Origin of the sequence: Rhodococcus sp. NyZ502 (assembly GCF_041464245.1) — a bacterium.
GTDB classification, from domain to species: Bacteria; Actinomycetota; Actinomycetes; order Mycobacteriales; family Mycobacteriaceae; genus Rhodococcus_F; species Rhodococcus_F qingshengii.
In genome coordinates this window covers 5,480,862-5,497,287 of record NZ_CP167155.1, presented here as the reverse complement: position 1 = coordinate 5,497,287, position 16,426 = coordinate 5,480,862, and the positions used below count along the sequence as shown (strand labels likewise).

15 protein-coding genes are annotated in these 16,426 nt (G+C 61.2%); 12 read left to right on the top strand and 3 right to left on the bottom strand.

All coding sequences use genetic code 11. The features are described from left to right. Positions 1–21: 21 nt before the first annotated feature. The 4 genes from ACBG85_RS25415 (at position 22) to ACBG85_RS25400 (ending at position 3,106) form a co-directional block, all read left to right on the top strand. Entirely contained in the window at positions 22–213 is a 192-nt protein-coding gene (locus ACBG85_RS25415) for a hypothetical protein (RefSeq protein WP_039973125.1), read from the top strand. 103 nt (positions 214–316) lie between these two features. Continuing rightward, entirely contained in the window at positions 317–1,924 is a 1,608-nt protein-coding gene (locus ACBG85_RS25410; RefSeq protein WP_338926264.1) for an AMP-binding protein, read from the top strand. Positions 1,925–2,051: 127 nt separating this feature from the next. Then, a complete protein-coding gene (locus ACBG85_RS25405; protein WP_042924918.1) occupies positions 2,052–2,336 on the top strand; it encodes a hypothetical protein in 285 nt (94 codons plus the stop codon). A 38-nt stretch (positions 2,337–2,374) separates the two neighbouring features. Continuing rightward, entirely contained in the window at positions 2,375–3,106 is a 732-nt protein-coding gene (locus ACBG85_RS25400) for a hypothetical protein (RefSeq protein ID WP_338926262.1), read from the top strand. A gap of 14 nt (positions 3,107–3,120) precedes the next feature. Here the strand turns inward: ACBG85_RS25400 and ACBG85_RS25395 are convergent, their stop codons facing one another. Then, positions 3,121–5,076, bottom strand: a complete 1,956-nt coding sequence (locus tag ACBG85_RS25395) for an ABC1 kinase family protein (RefSeq protein ID WP_372025307.1) — start codon at positions 5,074–5,076, stop codon at positions 3,121–3,123. Between the two features lie 349 nt (positions 5,077–5,425). Between ACBG85_RS25395 and ACBG85_RS25390 the strand changes: the two genes are divergently transcribed. Then, the gene (locus tag ACBG85_RS25390) at positions 5,426–6,754 is read left to right on the top strand and encodes a hypothetical protein (RefSeq protein ID WP_156778932.1); all 1,329 of its coding nucleotides are present in this window, start codon (positions 5,426–5,428) and stop codon (positions 6,752–6,754) included. Further along, positions 6,747–7,889, top strand: coding sequence for a hypothetical protein (locus tag ACBG85_RS25385; protein ID WP_372025305.1), 1,143 nt, complete (start codon positions 6,747–6,749; stop codon positions 7,887–7,889). Before ACBG85_RS25390 ends, ACBG85_RS25385 begins: the two co-directional genes overlap by 8 nt. Positions 7,890–7,911: 22 nt before the next feature. Here ACBG85_RS25385 and ACBG85_RS25380 read toward each other — a convergent pair whose 3' ends face one another. Then, on the bottom strand, positions 7,912–8,418 hold the full coding sequence (locus ACBG85_RS25380) for a hypothetical protein (RefSeq protein WP_372025303.1): 507 nt from the start codon (positions 8,416–8,418) through the stop codon (positions 7,912–7,914). Here ACBG85_RS25380 and ACBG85_RS25375 point away from each other — a divergent pair. From ACBG85_RS25375 to ACBG85_RS25350, 6 genes are all read left to right on the top strand, one after another. After that, positions 8,407–9,411: a LuxR C-terminal-related transcriptional regulator gene (locus ACBG85_RS25375; RefSeq protein WP_065351475.1), complete on the top strand. Its 1,005-nt coding sequence runs from the start codon at positions 8,407–8,409 to the stop codon at positions 9,409–9,411. The two genes, ACBG85_RS25380 and ACBG85_RS25375, sit on opposite strands and share 12 nt — an antisense overlap. A 482-nt stretch (positions 9,412–9,893) precedes the next feature. Then, positions 9,894–10,025, top strand: a complete 132-nt coding sequence (locus ACBG85_RS25370) for a hypothetical protein (RefSeq protein WP_257233137.1) — start codon at positions 9,894–9,896, stop codon at positions 10,023–10,025. Beyond that, positions 10,025–11,575 (top strand): sodium:solute symporter, encoded by a 1,551-nt coding sequence (locus ACBG85_RS25365; protein WP_372025301.1) that lies wholly within the window; start codon positions 10,025–10,027, stop codon positions 11,573–11,575. Before ACBG85_RS25370 ends, ACBG85_RS25365 begins: the two co-directional genes overlap by 1 nt. A 42-nt stretch (positions 11,576–11,617) precedes the next feature. Then, complete coding sequence (locus ACBG85_RS25360; protein WP_372025299.1) at positions 11,618–12,505, top strand: alpha/beta fold hydrolase; 888 nt, start codon at positions 11,618–11,620, stop codon at positions 12,503–12,505. A gap of 89 nt (positions 12,506–12,594) precedes the next feature. After that, the gene (locus ACBG85_RS25355) at positions 12,595–13,791 is read left to right on the top strand and encodes a DUF1116 domain-containing protein (RefSeq protein WP_372025297.1); all 1,197 of its coding nucleotides are present in this window, start codon (positions 12,595–12,597) and stop codon (positions 13,789–13,791) included. Further along, complete coding sequence (locus ACBG85_RS25350; protein ID WP_372025295.1) at positions 13,788–15,164, top strand: amidase; 1,377 nt, start codon at positions 13,788–13,790, stop codon at positions 15,162–15,164. The genes ACBG85_RS25355 and ACBG85_RS25350 overlap by 4 nt, the downstream gene beginning before the upstream one ends. A gap of 87 nt (positions 15,165–15,251) precedes the next feature. Here the strand turns inward: ACBG85_RS25350 and ACBG85_RS25345 are convergent, their stop codons facing one another. Next, entirely contained in the window at positions 15,252–16,382 is a 1,131-nt protein-coding gene (locus tag ACBG85_RS25345; RefSeq protein ID WP_372025293.1) for an MFS transporter, read from the bottom strand. Between the last annotated feature and the right edge of the window lie 44 nt (positions 16,383–16,426).

Genomic DNA, 16,426 nt, shown 5'->3' with positions numbered 1-16,426 from the left:
CCATTACATCATGCTCGTCGTATGAAGAAAACAGATTTCGCGCCGATAAGTTGCATCCACCGCTGGGAGATCGAATCTCGGCATCGGACCAGCGAGGGGACGGTCACCTACCTGCGCTGCCATTGCGGGTCGTGGCAGACCTTGCTCGCCGAATGGGTGTCGGGCGGTGCGGGCTCGGCCGTCGCTGCGCCGATCAAGGTCAGGTCCAGGTAATGGTCAGCTAATCGCTCCGTTTTGCCTCGGGTGACATGGAACGTGTTCTAGATTCAGGGTTGTATGCCTCGGTATCGCGGCGCAGACTCTGAAAGGGAAGACGATGCAGTTCAACCTCGCTGATGTATTCGAAACCGTCGCCAGCTCGGTGCCTGATCGCGTCGCCTTGACTTACGAGGGAGAGAACTTCTCCTACGCTGAGCTGGACGCGGAAGCCAACCGAACGGCCAACCTGCTCGCGCAAGCCGGCATCTCGCGCGGCGATCATGTAGCCCTGTTCCTGAAGAACAGCGTCGAACATGTCACGTCGATCCTCGGGTTGATCAAGATCCGTGCGGTCCCGATCAATGTGAACTACCGGTACACGCCCGCCGAGCTGGAGTACATCTTCACCAACTCCGACTCGGTCGCAGTGGTCGTGGAACTCCCCGAGCATCAGCGTGTCCTTGCTTCCCTTTTCGGTGCATGCCCGAAGGTGAAGACGGTGATCGTGATCGGCGAGGTCGAGGCCGAACTGGTCGCTGCCGCGAAAGCGCATGAAGTGTCGGTGGTTTCCTTCGACGACGCTCGCGAGATGTCACCGGTAGGGGAGTTCGATTCTCGTTCGGGCGACGACGTGTACCTGCTCTACACCGGCGGGACGACCGGATACCCGAAGGGTGTCATGTGGCGTCACGACGACTTCTTCCGTAAGCCGCTCTCCGGCGGAAATCCGTACGGCGAGGAAGCTCGACAGGACCTCGCCGAGATAGCCAGCGCTGCAAAGGAATTTCCGGAACTCTCGTTCCTCATTGCCGCCCCCCTCATGCACGGCGCAGCGTTGTATTCGCTGTTCACCTTCCTCACCCTCGGTGCCCGCGTGGTTCTACGACGAGAATTCGTTGCGGAGAAGGTCGTCGAAGCGATCGAGAAGGATTCGGTACAGGTGATCCTGATCGTCGGTGACGGCATGGGACTGCCGTTGGTCGACGAGATGGAACGACGCAAAGACGAGGTCGATTTCAGCAGTCTCTTCTCGATCACGTCAGGTGGTGCGATCTGGTCCACCAGCGTTCGAGACCGCATGCTGGCGGTGAAGCCGGACCTGCTGTTGCGGGACAACTTCGGAGCCTCGGAGTCCGGTAATGACGGCGCCTTCTCCATCGATGAGGCGGGAAATCTGCGAATGCCGCCCTCGCCGAACATGATCCTGGTCGACGAGCGGCTCGAAGAGATCCCCGCCGGCTCCGACGACGTGGGCTACATCGCGCGTATCGGAAACGTCCCGCTCGGGTACTACAAGGACGAAGAGAAGACCGCCCGCACGTTCCCGACCCGCGTTGACGGCACCCGTCTTTCGGTGCTCGGCGACATGGGCAAGGTCGAAGCGGACGGCACGATTGTCTTCCTGGGCCGCGGCTCACAGTGCATTAACACCGGCGGCGAGAAGGTTTTCGCCGAAGAGGTCGAGGCTGCCCTTCACGCGCATCCGGCGATCTCCGACGCGCTTGTCGTCCCCGCACCCGACGCGCGCATGGGGCAGCAGGTTGCCGCGGTGATCGCGACCTATCCCGAGTCCGACGAGCTGACTCTCGAAGCGGTTCAGGAACATTGCCGTAAGACGTTGGCCGGTTACAAGGTGCCGCGCACGATCGTGCTGGTCGATGAAGTCAAGAGGACCCCGGCCGGTAAGGCGGACTACCGCTGGGCGACGACACTGGCGTCGTCCTAGCAGTGTGGAGTGGGTGGCGACAACCTTTCACACGGATTTCACCACGACATAAGAGACATACCGGAAAGATGGCGCAGAGTAAGTCGTTCGCGCCTTGCGTCGTCACTCCACGAAAGGGTCTCAGCTCATGCTCATCATCGGAATACTTCTGTTCGGAATCGTCATCGGAGCGGGAGCCCAGTTGATTCTGGGACAAAGGGCCGCACGAGTGGATTGGACCTTCGCGTTCATCGCGGGAATCGGTGGTTCGCTGGTGGGCGGACTGCTTGTGAGTTTGATTGCGGGCGACGGATTATCATTGCGCCCGAGCGGCATCCTCGGGTCCCTTGCCGGCGCTGTCATCATCACCGCGGGGTGGCAGTGGTACCGCGGGAGGAACGCAACTACAACTACGCGTCCGTCTGATCGCTGATTTCCACAGTTCCGTCAGGGGACGGAGAGCGTCGACATATGACCGAACTACTCGATGAAGTCCTCACCGCACATGGCGGAGTCGAACGTTGGCAGTCTGTTTCAGCGATCACGGCACGGGGACGTTTGGGCGGTCTGCTGCCTCAGCGCTTCCCCGGCAACAAGCTGGCGAAGTTCACGGTCGAGGTTGAAGTCGCCGAGCAACGCACTGTCCTCCAAGACTTTCCGCGTGTCGGCGAGTGCGCTGTGTTCGACAAGGGCGTCGTGCGGATCGAAACTCGTGACGGCGAAGAACTCGGGAGGCGAACCGACCCACGTCCAGAGTTTTTCGGGTTGAGTGGAGTCCGGCGCAACCTCCACTGGGACGCGCTCGACACCGCTTACTTTGCCGGCTACGCCTTTTGGAACTATCTGAACGCACCGCTGCTGCTCGCCCGCGACGACATCACTGTCGCCGAAGCCGAACCTTGGCAGGAATCCGGGCAGCAATGGCGACGACTACAAGCAACATTTGCGCCAGAAATCGACACCCATTGCCGGCAGCAGACCTTCTATGTCGACAACGGTGGCCTCATCCGCCGTCACGACTTCGTCGCCGAACCGGTAGGCAGCTGGGCGAAAGCTGCTCTCTACTGTGACCATCACCGTCAGTTCGACGGTCTCACCTTTCCCACTCGACGGCGCGTTCTCCCGCGGGGCCCAGGCAGTCGCGTTCTCTCGCGGCCGACCCTCCTGGCGCTCGACTTCGACGACATCGAGATCAAGCGATGAACATCAGTTACTGGTTACCGGTTGTCGAGTGTGAACAAACGGAACACGGTCCGCATGCACAGAACGACGCCGACGAAGCCCAGTACCGCACTCGCGAGTGCATAGCCCGACAGCTGAGGTGTGAGTTGTGGTCCGCCAGGTACGAACAGAAGGATCGCCGCGACAATCAGCGCGGTCACCCCCGCCGCCATACCCAGGGCGTTGTTCGCCGACCGTCGTAGCCATCGCCTGTCGTCGGGGTGTGCGACCGAGCGAGTGCGAAGTGTGAAGCTTCCCGACGCGATCGAGGTCGCGATCTGATCGAGCTGACCAGGCAGGCGCCTGACCACCGCGGTTGTGACCGCCGTCGTCGACAGGATTGCCTGCGCGGCTGCAGTCGGGCTGGCGACATGGGTCAACAGTCGGGGTACTTCGGCCCGTACAGCAGCGACGAGGTCGATCTGCGGATCCAGGAGCCGCAGGGCGCGCTCCAAGGACGCGAGCGAACGGAAAGCGGCGGCGACGTCTCCCGGCACTCCGATTCGGTGTTCTCGAAGCACGGTGAACATTCGCGCGAACGATGCCATGGAAACATTGGGTTGGACACTGAGCAGGGTGATCTCTCGGCCCACCTGGTGACGTAGTGCTCCGCGATCAACTTCGGGCGGCACGTCGAATGCCATCAGCATCGCGTCGACGGTCGCCACCGGATCACCCGCGAGGGCAGCGTTGAGGAGCACGGCGAACAAGATCCGTGTCTCGCCGTCCAGAACCCCTACTGCGCCGAAGTCGAGGAGCCCGACCCGGCCGTCATCGAGGATCATGATGTTGCCGGGGTGCAGGTCCGCGTGAAACACGCCGTGGACAAAGATCCCGTCGAGCAACGACGCAAGAAGTTCGTTGGCGATGCTGCTGCGGGTGTCGCGGTCGAGGCCGGTGAGCGCCGACTCACCGTCGGAGAGCGGTGTGCCGTGAAGACGTTCCATCACGAGCACCCGTCCGCTACTGAGGTTGGGGTAGATATGCGGAACGACGATATCCGGGCGGTTCGACATGGTGGAAGCAATCGCGCCGGTATTCGCTGCTTCGGTGCGGTAGTCGAGTTCCTCGAGCGGTGACGTGACGAGGCCCCCGGCGAGTCGGTGAACGCCGATATCGCGTGCCCAGGGAAAACGGGTCTCCGCGCGGGATGACACGCGAAGGAAGATATCGCAATCCACGCTCACTTGTGCGCTCGCCTCGGGGCGTTGAACCTTCACCACAACGTCGACGCCTTCAACGGTGCGCGCGGAATGTACTTGTGCGACAGAGGCGGCGGCGAACGGCTCCACATCGAACCATGCGAACACCGACTCTGGTGCGTCGCCGAGTTCCGATGCCAGTAGCTCCGCAATGCGGACTGGATCAGCCGGTCGTGCCGAACTTTGCAGAGACGAGAGAGTGCGAGCCAACTCAGGTGGTATGAGGTCGTCTCGCGTGCCGAGGATCTGTCCCAGCTTGACGAAAGTGACACCGCACCGGTTGATTACTTCCACCAGCGCGTCCCCGAACTGAGGCGCTGATGGCCCAGCACGGAGAGCGGGCCCGCCTCCCGCTCGCACGACGATGCCCATGATCTGGACGTATCGCTTGGTTCGTCGCCACGATTTGCGGCTGCGCTGCAATGCTTCTGGCGGTCCGGGGATGGACCCTGTTGGAAGGACAACTTCGAGGAAAACCAATGCGGCCAGGCATGCTGCGAACACCCAGAGCGCGACAACTCCGAAGAATATGAGCGCTGTTCCTACGCTCACCAGAAGTTGATCGTCCTGGCTGGCAATTCCTGCAAGCGTTGCGACGTATCCCGACAGTGGAACCCCCACCGAGAGTGCTATCACCGCGACCGCAAGGGTTCGCGGCCATCCGACTCTCGTCCCCAGTGTTCGTCGTATCACGCCCGCCAGTGCTGCTGCAAGAAATGGCGTCGTGACGATCCAGACCATCAAGTCCATTGCGATAGCGTACGGGTTCGCAATCTGCGATACATCCAGGAAAACCCCGAGCCCACCCCGACTGCCGGGTAACAAGCCCGACAGTGCCCAAGCGTCGAACATGCTTGGGCACTTCGGTGTTCATTCGCTCCGATGTCGACTCGTCCTGATCGACTGTCCAAAAGAAGATAGTGACACGGCAGCAATGAAACAATCACAGCGCACGGTGCACTCAACCCTCGACCGCAGTGGAAGATCGTCGAGGCGTTGCACCATCTGCAGCCCTGAAATCGAACCAGGCGGGCGACCGTTGCGGTACACGATCCGGTTTCGCTGGTACCGTCGATGTCATGACTTTGCAGAAAGGCGCGTGAGCGCCCACCTCGGGCGTAGGTTCCTGCGCCCTCGATATGTCTTCTTCGCCGCTGCTCACCTGTGGGTGGTTGACGAGCGTCAACCCGTTGCGGCACTGATTGATCCGCATACAGAATCGTTGGTGGGGTTGGTGGCGTGGACCGATCTTCCTCCCGCACCACCGGGGTCCGGCCCAGTGCAGATCGCGGCGGACGAGTCGGGATTGTGGATACAGAATCACCGCGACGGCCCGTTGGTTCACCTCGGTATCGACGGCATCGATCGGTCCGAATATACCGAAGGGCGCCATCTGGTCGCCGCGGGAAGCGCCGGCGCCTGGTGCATGATGACTACACGTCGGCACGATGACATTGCACCCTCGCCGGACATTCCGCCACGGACGCTGCGGCGCAAACCGGCGCTGCTGGTGAGCAAGCCGGGTGGCGGGATGCGTCATGTCGAAGTAGGTGCCGCAGCGATCATATCGGCCGAGTTCGACGAATCCTCGCTCTATCTCGGTGTCGAACACGATCCGTGGGAACGGGTGCCGCGCGTAGACAGCACCGGAGGAAAGCGGGCCGGGTTCGAGTTGCGTTACAGCTCATCGGTATTGCAGATATCTTTGCATGATCCGGACCCGCTGCGCATCGACCGCGACACCTACCTCTGCGCGGAAGACCGGCAGGTCGCGTGCACCAGCGAGTACGCCGATGTGTCGTACAACGAAAAGCGCCGTCGCAAGCGGGCGTTCGACGGCGACGTGCGCTGGTACTGGGGCAAAGACCCCAGTACGCGAGGCGCCACGATCGTACGGGCCTTGCGGGGTGAGGATCCGTCGCCGGTGACGACCTTGATGCTGTCTGGGATGGATGTCGCACACGGGGTAGCAGGGGTCGGGAGGCTGTGGTTGGTCGCGAGGGCCGCCACCCGTCCTGCCGTCGGCCGGTCGGTACTTTCCACCGGGGTCGATGGCGGGATCCATTCGCTGATCACAGGCCGCATCGACATCACCGATCGGTGCTGGCCTGTCGGGCCCGAGCCACTCGACCATCACAGGTACGTGCAGTACTGCCTGCGCGGTCTCGACCGAATTCGTTTCTCGGACAAAGTTGATCAGGTGAGCGCCAGGTACGTCGGCCACTGGCCGAGCGGCCGGATCCACGTCCGATTCCAGCATCGCGACTACCCAGGACTGTTGTTGACAGCTCGCCTCAATCTGTACGACGAGCAAGGAATCCGACTCGACAATCTCCTGTCTTACGCCTCAGCAGAGTTGAGAGAACAAGCCGACACCCGCGCCTACCCGCCGGCTTCCGAAGCCATCGCGGGAGTCCTGCATGTCTGAGCTGAGCAGCGGAGGCGATCGAGCCGGAAAGCTCACCGAAACGGTCGGTGGGAGACGCGTTGACCTGGGCCGAAGACGCCCGACACCGGAATATGTATTGGAGGCAGTGATGACCGAATGGGTGCAGATGTTGGTGACGATGGCCGACGGCCCCCGGCAACCTATCCACGGGGTCGTGGTCCCGTACCGCAATTCCGACGAACCGTTTCACTATTACTTCGGCAGTTACGGTGAAGAACCTGTGTTTCTTCCCGTTCACCTCCCCGGCGTGCATCTGTATCGGTGGGGACGCCGATCGAGGATCGAGTCAGTCGACGGGCAGGTGATGTTCGTCAGCGACGGCACCACCGCCTGGGACTTCACCGCCGACCCAGACCAACCGCGCCGCACCGAACTCCATCACGTGCACTCGCCCGGCGCGGGCCGATACCTTGCGATCACCCCGCGCGTTGAGCATTGGGTCGGCAACCATCATTCACGCCCGACAGGGCAGGTGACAGAGGTCGAGTTCCTCGGCCGTCGATGCTGGTCGGTGGATCTCGCCCCACGCGAGAGCCGGAATCTGCCGAAGCCGTCGCTGCGGCTTGTCGTCGACGCGGAAACCGGTGCAGTACTTGCCCAACACTCCGGCGATGGTATCGACGGCGCCGCATACACCGACCTCAGAGTGGGTGAGCACCTCGAACTCTCCCTGTTCACCTGGGACGGTCCGGTCACCACCGATGCAGAATCGAGGAGCCTCACCGGTCGCGGCGGGCCACCAGTAACGCCGGCGCAGGAGTCGATGAGCTGGTTTCACGAGGAGATCACCGCCGAACCCATCACGGTGCCCATGCTGACGGACCTGACCCCGCGCTTCGTCCACTCAATCGAACCCGAAACCGGCACATTCGCAGCCGAACTCGGTGAAAAAGCGGGATGGATCGCCCGGAGGCCACGATCGAACCAGCCGTGGAAAGCCAAGACTTACGATTATCAGATCGCCTGGTCTACAGAAGATTTCGACTGGGTCTGCCAGATTCACCACGGAACACTCGACACCGCCGGGATCGAGTCCCTACAGCAGCAACTACACCCCGGCCTATCGGTAGTGGGCACGCCTGAACTGGTATTCGGCGGTTCGAACGGCGACTGAGACTGAGGGCGATAGGCACTCTTCAAGGAGAACGGGCATCTGGCAGCGTCATCGAACATAGCCGGAAACTTGCTGCACTGCCCACCGCGGCGACGAACGCACCTCCGCCGGTCCCGGTGTTCGACAACGATTCGGTGTGGATCGGCCCTGATTCAGTGTGAATTGTGATGGTGCCGAACGGTATACCCTTGATCGCTGCGCGAACGATTGCCGATTCACCATTGGTGGTCAACTTGCAGCCAATCTGCGCGCACTGTTTGTCAGCGGTTGCCGCCAGTGACAGTTCGATTGCGGGTGCCGCATCGGAGCTTTGCAAAGTCTCGACTGCCGTCAAAAATGCCGGGGATAGCGACCCCAGCTTGCTCGAGCCGATCGCCGGGTGGGCGTAAACCCAGCCACTTTTCGACCACTGCGTGTGGCTCTGCCGCCGGTTTCCCTCTCGTTCCCCGATGTTGCCTGACTGGCGAGACAATGAGAGCCTATACGTACTTGGGGGAGTCGGATCCAGGAGTATCGTATGCAGATCCACGCTTTGCTTCCCGCCATGATCCCGCCGGACGATGGCCGTTTCGTCGAACTATCCGATGTCCACGTGCGCGCTTCTGCTGCAATGAGAGTCCTGCGTGATTCGATTCCATGGGACGGATACGCATTGACGGCATGGGATGCGGGTTCAGGAAGTCACAGGCACGTCACGTTGGCGAGCGAAGGCTACACGCGGGAGCTCGACGAACATATGAACGACGCGTTCGTCGACGGGAATCCGGGCTTTCATTTGTTGCATACCCAGGTTCCGCACGCCCTCCGTTGGCTGGACTTGCAGAGGGATTGGCACATCCCGTTCGCGCAGACTCAGTCCGCCGAGGGATTCTTGATTCCCGCTGGGTTCAAGGAGGGCGCGACCATGTGTCTGAGGTTGCCTGGTGGGCGATATACCGGTGCTCTGCACGTGAGTTGGGCGCGCCCCAAAGACGCCAGTAACGAGGCTCTTAGCGTGATCGAGAGGTTCCGTCCTGTACTCGCTGACGTCTGTGATCTCTTCCGGAGCGCTCATGGTGCCGTGCAACGGGCTGGGGTGGCAGCGCACGCCGTCATAGTCACCGATACAGGCGCAATTTCGGAGCTGCCAGGTCATACGGCGGGTCCGGTTCTTGGAGAGTCTGCGCGCAGGTGGTTGGCGTCAGCGATCCGGGATTGGGCTGGCCGACCGGCGCAGTACTTGTGGGCCGAGTCGGATGGTTCGTGCCATCGGATCGAGTTGTCGGCGGGTCCCGGAACGTCCCTCGTGGTCGTTGAACGTCGGATTCCGTGGCCGTTCGGGTTGAGCTGCCGGGAAGTGCAAATTCTTCATTGGGTCACCCGAGGCTGTTCCAATCCCCAGATCGCGAAGAAGCTGTTCATCAGTCCTAGAACCGTTTCGACCCACGTCGAGCATCTTCTCGTCAAACTCGGGAGCCAATCTCGTGTGCAGCTCGCCGCGCTTGCTGTGGAAGCAGGACTGTTGCTCGCGAGCGAGATGTGAGGACCCGGAGTGCGACCGTCGTCAGGGTGACCGCAACGACCAGCGAGTCGGGGGAGTCGGAACGGGCGTAAACCAAAGCCCTACGGTAGCGCCAAAGGCGCTGTGAGGGGAGATGAATCTCCGTTGATGATGCAGCAGCCGCGTCTTTAGTGGCGGATTCTCACCAGTTCAGTTCCGGTTATGAAATTCTCGATGCCCCAGTACATTTCGCCCGTTCGGTTTGTCGTGTCCGCATGCGATGTCCGACCGGAGGTATGCGGAAAATACGTCAACTGACCGATGGTCGAGGAATGTGATTGTTCATACGCTTTTCATCTGGCTATACGCCGCCCAGCCGGCCCTGTTGACGGCCTGCAGAGACGAAAAGAGTATCAATGAAACGCACTGGCTTATTCAGTCGTTCCCCAGCGAGGAACATCGCCTTCGGCGCACTATTCGCGCTGATCAATATGATCGCGCTCTGGCCACCTTTGTACATCGCAATGTCCCACCAGCACGGTCTGGTCATCGGCGTACCGATTTCGGTCTGGTACCTGATACTCGTGTCCGCAGCTGCGATCGCAGCAGTCACCGGTCTCTGGGTCACCGAGTGTCGTCAGGGAGCGGTGGACTGATGATCGTCACTTTTGGCGCCTTAGGCGTCTTCTTCGTCGTCATCGTTGTTGTCCTTCACATCTCCAAGAACCGGCAAAGCGTCGCGACGTTCAGCAACTACGCCGTCGGCGAGCGCTCGTTTTCGAGCTGGTTCGTGTCGATGGCGTACACGAATTCGTGGTGGCCCGGTTCGACTTTTACCGCGGTTTTCGGTCTGACCGTTGCTAGTGGCGTGATCGGGTTGTACTTTCTCGTCTACTCCGTCCTTGGTGTTCTCGCGATGTATTTCATCGCCCGGCCAGTATGGAAGTGGGGTAAGAAGTTCGACCTGCGGACCCAGGCGGATCTACTGGACCTGCGGTACAACAGCCGCGGCCTGAAGTTGATCGGAAGCGCCATCAGTGTCGTCGCCCTCGTGCCCTGGCTCGTTCTCGGGCTCATTGCAATGGGCGCGGTAGTTCAGTGGGCATCGCTGGGTAAACTCTCTGACGCCGACTCCATCCTGATCGGGATTGCAGTATTGGTCGTGCGTCAGTTCTGGACCGTCCAGATGGGTATGAGGGGTCTCATCCTCACCGATATGGTCCAGGGGATTGTTGCCTACATCGGATCGGCCATTTTGTGCCTGGGCCTGTTGTTCTTCTACTTCGGTGGCATCTCGAACATGAGCAAGCTTACCGACGCTCAACTGAGCCTGCCCGGCTTCGGATCCGATGAAGGCGGACTCTACTACTTCGGCATCGTTGCCGCCGGAATCATTGGAAGTCTTTGCTGGCCTATGATATTCACGCGAATCTACACTGCGGCCAGCGTGCGTGAAGTGAAAAAGGGCTCGCTGCAAACAATGGCGATCGGCTTCGTGTTCTGCGTTCTACTCATGTTTGTCGCGCTGTGCGCGGCGCCGATCCCTTTCGCCGCTGCCAATCCAGTATCGTCGTTCTTCGCGATCGCGCAGGACGCCGGTGGTACCTGGTTGTTGGCGATCGCGCTTGTCATAGTTTTCGCGGCGGGAATGGGCTTCGTCGACGGCGTCACCCAAGCGATCGGCACTCAAGTTGCGAACGACATCGTTGCTGTCGTTCACCCACTGCGGGACAAGCAGGAGCTCTACCTCGCCAAGGCTGCGATGGCAGTTACCGCAATAGTTGCCGCGATCATCGCGTACCGCATCTACGATTCACCCAACTTGGCCGGCGTCACGCAGTTGGCGTATCAAGCCATCATCCAACTTGCCGTACCGATCTTCGGCGGACTCATGTGGCGCAAAGGTAACAGGGACGGCGCAATCGCCGGGCTGCTCGTCGGTGCGGTAATCGCTCTGGCGCTGACGGTTCCGTACATGGACCAAGGCGGGGCAGTGCCGTGGCTTGAGGGGTTAGGTTCCGGACTGGTCGGCCTCGTAGCCAATCTTGTCGTCTTCGTCGCGGTCAGCCTCCTTCGAGCCAGTGACCGGGAAGAGTTGGAACGAGTTGATCAGCTCTTCGAGTCGGCCCGAGAGCCGTCCCGCAGCCCAGGCCAGACAACACCCATGCCGAGTGCCGGCCAGGTAGCGCCCGCACCTTTACCGTGACCCGATCTCGGGACTGCCCCACAAAGAAGAGGAATTGAGTTCATGAGCACGTTCGATCAAACCATCACCATCCCCCACCTCGGCGGCTCGGTCATAGGGGCCACGTTCGGGCGACCTTACAACCCCGAATTGCCGACCCTGGTCATGATCAACTCGTACACCACCTCTGCGGAGTTGTACCGCTACCAGTTCGCGGATACTGCGCTGACCGACAGGGCCAACCTACTGGCCCTCGAGCCGTACGGTCATGGCCGAACCCGTTCGACATACAAGCATTTCACCTACTGGGACAGCGCAGTTGCGAACCTGCAGGCTCTTGCGGCACTGGACATTCCGAACGCATTCGTCTTGGGGACTTCGCAAGGGGGGTGGATTGCCACCCGAATGGGCTTGCTGGCACCAGAGGTAGTCAAAGGCCTGATTCCGTTGGGTACCTCGCTGGACGTCGAGAGTCAACGCAGCCGCGACCTCGGGTGCTGGGACGGGCCGGGATTCTGCACCCCCTACATCGAGGCCTTCGGCGAGCCGGTCGACGACGACTGGGTTGTTCCCGATGATTTCGTCGATGCCACCTTCGACGCTGCGCTGGGAGGCTTGAGCCCGGAAGACCGAGTGAGGTGGCTCGAGATCTACCGCACGAACTACTCCGGCGACGCCGGCCGGCACCGACTGCGGCTCGCCACGATCAATCTCCGTGATCGCGACGGGTTGTTCGGGCGATTGGACGAAGTGACGCAGCCGGTTCTGTGGCTCCACGGCACCGCAGACCAGGTTTATTCAGTGGCCAACGCCGAGGACGAAATCAAACTGTTCACCCGTGCGGCCGAAGTCCGCCTCGAGACGATCCCGAACGGGCATCACTTCCTGAGTGCGTCCAAACCCGCTGAAGTCAATGCTGCTGTGATCGATTTCCTCGGTCGGTGGGCATGACCGACACACAGCTCGAGCAAAAGGCAGATTCTATGCAAGACCTATTGTCGGACAGGCGAATTCATGCAAATACGGTCGCAGTGAATGCGATGCTGCAAGCAGACCCCGTCTTGATCGACGTCACCTCGGCGCTCGATGCGCTGCCCGGCATGACCCGCCACACCATCCTCACCTCGGGAGCCCCGCTGCCCTGGCCCGCATACGAAGGAGGCCAGCGCCGAGCGATACTGGGAGCAGCACTCTTCGAGGGGCTCGCGAACTCGGTGGAAGAGGCCGACGCTCTACTGCATGCGGGAGACATCCTCGTCCGGCCGTGCCATGACTACGGGTGCGTAGGCTCGCTGACCGGGGTGACGACGGCGTCGATGCCTGTCCTCGTTGTCGAAGATTCGATGTCGGGTTCGCGCGGACACTGCGTTCTCTACGAGGGAAGTGCCCGCGAACGCCTCACCTACGGGGTATGGAACGAGGCTGTACATCAACAATTGACCTGGATCAAGGACGTGCTCGGCCCAGCCCTCTCAGCGGCACTACGACACAACGGCGGTCTACACACCAGTCCCATCATTCGGCGTGCCCTCGGTATGGGCGATGACTTGCACAGCCGTAATACAGCGGCAACAGCGGTGTTCTTTGAGCAGATCTACGAGTCTGTTCTCGAGGCCAACGGCTTCACCGCAGCAACCCGCGACGTTCTGAACTTCCTCAGCCGGAACGATCTGTTCTTTCTCCATGTCGCGATGGCGACGGGTAAGAGCATCGCGACAACCGCCAGCGATACACCGCACAGCAGCATCGTCACCGCTATGGCGTTGAGCGGGAAGGAGTTCGCGATTCGTACAGCTGGCACCGGCCAGCGATGGTTTCGCGCGCCGATTCCCACGTTGCAGGCGAAATATTTCGACGGGATCACCGCTGAGGATACTGCGTACATGGGCGGGGAGAGCCTGATCACCGAGACGGTGGGGCTCGGCGGCCTTTCAGCGGCGGCAGCCTTTTCGCTCCAGGATTACAGCGGCGGATCAGCGCAGAACATGGTCGAAACGACGGAGGCAATGTACGGCATTACTCACACCGAGCACCCCCAGTGGAAGATTCCGTATCTAGGGTTTCGTGGCGTTCCGTTCGGAATCGACGCGGCACGTGTGGTTTCCACCGCGATCACTCCACGTATCCACATGGGTGCCGCCCTGCGTGAAGGCGGACACGCGGGCGCCGGTCTGCTCATCGCCCCGATCGAACCCTTCCGCGAGGCCATCGCGGCGCTCACCGTGTCGGCGGCATGACGGAGAATCCCCCTTCGGGCGTCCACGTATCCGCGACTGGCGGCTACTTCAGCCGAAGAACCATCACGGACCTGGCTGCGGACCTTCGGGCACGTCGGGTCACGTCAGCGGACTTGATCGGGATTGCCATCGAGGAGGCCGAGCGCTCGCAATCGACAATCAACGCGTTCGTCACCATCGACGTGGCCGGAGCTCGTGCAGCCGCAACCGCAGCCGATCGAGAATTGGCCGCAGGTGCTGACCGGGGTCCGCTGCACGGGGTGCCGATAGCGGTGAAGGACATGATCGATGTACGAGGTCTGCCGACGACCGCCAGTTCGCGTCATTTCGTGAATCGGATCGCCGCTCGCGATGCAGATTGCGTCGAGCGGCTCAGACGAGCAGGTGCGATAGTGATCGGGAAGACGACGACGCATGAATTCGCGAACGGTCCGACGGGGGATCGTGCTGCTACTGGACCCACTCGTAACCCACATGCATTAGGGCACATGTCCGGAGGGTCTAGTAGCGGTTCGGCGGCCGCCGTCGCTGCCGGCATCGTTCCAGTCGCACTCGGCACCGATACCGGTGGTTCCGTGCGAATCCCCGCAGCATGCTGCGGCGTCGTCGGCATTCGCCCCACACAAGGGGCGATCAGCACGCACGGAGTACTTCCTCTGGCCAGTTCGATGGACACCGTGGGTGTTCTGGCTCGCTGTGCGGCTGATGCACACGTCGTACTGTCAGCGTTGATCGACGATTTCTCACCACCGGCCGAGTGCACTTCCGTCGCCGGTGTGCGCGTTCGCTGGATATCGCCGAGATCAATTCATGCCACTCAACCATCGATTGCCCGTTCTGCCCGCGATCTGGTCGCACCGTTCCTCACCGACGAAATAGATATCCACGGCGCGGAGGCACTTCGCTTCTCCTATCGTGTCATCCAAGGGCGTGAAGCTCACGCGGTCCACGCCGAAAGGCTCAGTCTCGCACCCGATCTCTACGACCCAGAGGTGCGTGAGCGTCTCGAGATGGGCGGCACGTACACCGATTCGCAGTTCTTGCAGGCGATCGCGATTCGTGAACAGTTCCGTGTAGGTGTTGCTCAGCTACTGAGTGCGGTCGATTTCATTGCGCTGCCTACGATTCCCTTTTCGACACCGCCGCTGTTCAGCCGTCGGGTGAGTGTCGAGGATCAGCCGGTCGACGTTCCAAGTGGTCTGCTCTCACTCACCGCGCCGTGGAGTCTCATCGGACTGCCCGCAGTGTCCATTCCAGCAGCCGACGTCGACGGTCTACCTGTCGGTGTACAGCTCGTCGGACGCCCATACACCGAGGCTGGTCTTCTCTCGTTCGCAGCGAAGCTCGAGGCGCGGAAGCTGTTCGAGAGTTGACCGGGCCAGATCACGCTGCTCGCGCACCGATCAGCTGACCTCGCTGATTCGTAGTCCCAGTCTGCCGCCGCATGCAGGTAACCGATGTCACGCAAGGTGATCGGGGTTCTTCACGGACAATGTGATGAACAATGCTGACGCAATCAGCACGACTCCGAAAACCGAGAACACCGCCATGGCACCCCCGGCTCCGAACATCGCACCGCCTGCTGCGGCACCTGCAGCGATTCCGGACTGGACACCGACCACCACGATCCCGCCTGCACTTTCCGCCTTGTCGGGCACGGTCCTGGTCGCCCACGTCGACCACGCCACCGAAACTCCGCCGAATGCCAAGCCCCACAACACCACCAAGGCTGCGCTTACGCTCTGAGTTGCAGGCACCAGTGCCAGACCCAGGGCAGCTATCCCGATCAGTAAGGGCATCAGCGCCAATGTCAGACGCAGGCTGAGTTGGAGGAGCCATCCGGCGACAAGTGTGCCTGCCAAGTTCGCCACTCCGAAGGCGAACAATAGAACAGTCAAGGTGGAGGCGCCGACATTGACCATGGTTTCGAGCGCCGGCCGAATGTAGGTGAACAGTGCATAGTGCCCGATATGGACGAGCAACATGCCGACGATGCCGATCCCGAAGCGTGGATGTACCAACACCGACCACAAAGTTCTCAACCGTGCCTCGTGCCGCGGTGCCATCGGGGGCAACGCGAACAGCTGGAAGGCAAGCGTCAGGACCCCGAGGGCTGCGGTGGCCCAAAAGGCACTGCGCCAACCGGACAGTTCACCGAGGTAACTACCGAGCGGCACGGCCACGATGGTTGCTACGGCGATACCGCTGAAAATGATTGATACAGCGCGAGGTACCGACGATTCCGGTACCAGGCGCATCGCCGTGGCAGCCGCCATGCTCCAGAAACCACCTAACGCAATGCCGAGCAGGATCCGCATCGCCAACAGCACCACCATGTTCGGGGCCAGGGCCACGAGCGAGTTCGATGCGATCATCAGCACAGTGAAGCTGAGCAGAACAATCCGCCGGTCCATCCGTCGTGTCAGGCTTGCCGTCAGTAGTCCAGAGAGGATTGCTGCTCCAGCCGTGACGGTGACTGCTTGGCCCACCAGTGCTTCCGGCACACCCAAATCATCGGCAATCGGGGTCAACAGACTGGCCGGAAGATACTCGGCCGTAAGCAGTCCGAATACGCCCAGGGCCAGTGACATCACCGCCATCCACTTCGGTGTTACCGGCAGCGGTGGCGGGTCGA

Excerpts from the sequence above, each read along its gene's own strand:
- ACBG85_RS25355 (WP_372025297.1), top strand. The coding sequence starts at position 12,595 with ATGCTGCAAGCAGACCCCGTCTTGATCGACGTCACCTCGGCGCTCGAT.
- ACBG85_RS25370 (WP_257233137.1), top strand. The coding sequence starts at position 9,894 with ATGTCCCACCAGCACGGTCTGGTCATCGGCGTACCGATTTCGGTCTGG.
- ACBG85_RS25350 (WP_372025295.1), top strand. The coding sequence starts at position 13,788 with ATGACGGAGAATCCCCCTTCGGGCGTCCACGTATCCGCGACTGGCGGC.
- ACBG85_RS25345 (WP_372025293.1), bottom strand. The coding sequence starts at position 16,382 with ATGTCACTGGCCCTGGGCGTATTCGGACTGCTTACGGCCGAGTATCTT.
- ACBG85_RS25415 (WP_039973125.1), top strand. The coding sequence starts at position 22 with ATGAAGAAAACAGATTTCGCGCCGATAAGTTGCATCCACCGCTGGGAG.
- ACBG85_RS25400 (WP_338926262.1), top strand. The coding sequence starts at position 2,375 with ATGACCGAACTACTCGATGAAGTCCTCACCGCACATGGCGGAGTCGAA.
- ACBG85_RS25385 (WP_372025305.1), top strand. The coding sequence starts at position 6,747 with ATGTCTGAGCTGAGCAGCGGAGGCGATCGAGCCGGAAAGCTCACCGAA.
- ACBG85_RS25365 (WP_372025301.1), top strand. The coding sequence starts at position 10,025 with ATGATCGTCACTTTTGGCGCCTTAGGCGTCTTCTTCGTCGTCATCGTT.
- ACBG85_RS25360 (WP_372025299.1), top strand. The coding sequence starts at position 11,618 with ATGAGCACGTTCGATCAAACCATCACCATCCCCCACCTCGGCGGCTCG.
- ACBG85_RS25395 (WP_372025307.1), bottom strand. The coding sequence starts at position 5,076 with ATGGACTTGATGGTCTGGATCGTCACGACGCCATTTCTTGCAGCAGCA.
- ACBG85_RS25410 (WP_338926264.1), top strand. The coding sequence starts at position 317 with ATGCAGTTCAACCTCGCTGATGTATTCGAAACCGTCGCCAGCTCGGTG.
- ACBG85_RS25405 (WP_042924918.1), top strand. The coding sequence starts at position 2,052 with ATGCTCATCATCGGAATACTTCTGTTCGGAATCGTCATCGGAGCGGGA.
- ACBG85_RS25375 (WP_065351475.1), top strand. The coding sequence starts at position 8,407 with ATGCAGATCCACGCTTTGCTTCCCGCCATGATCCCGCCGGACGATGGC.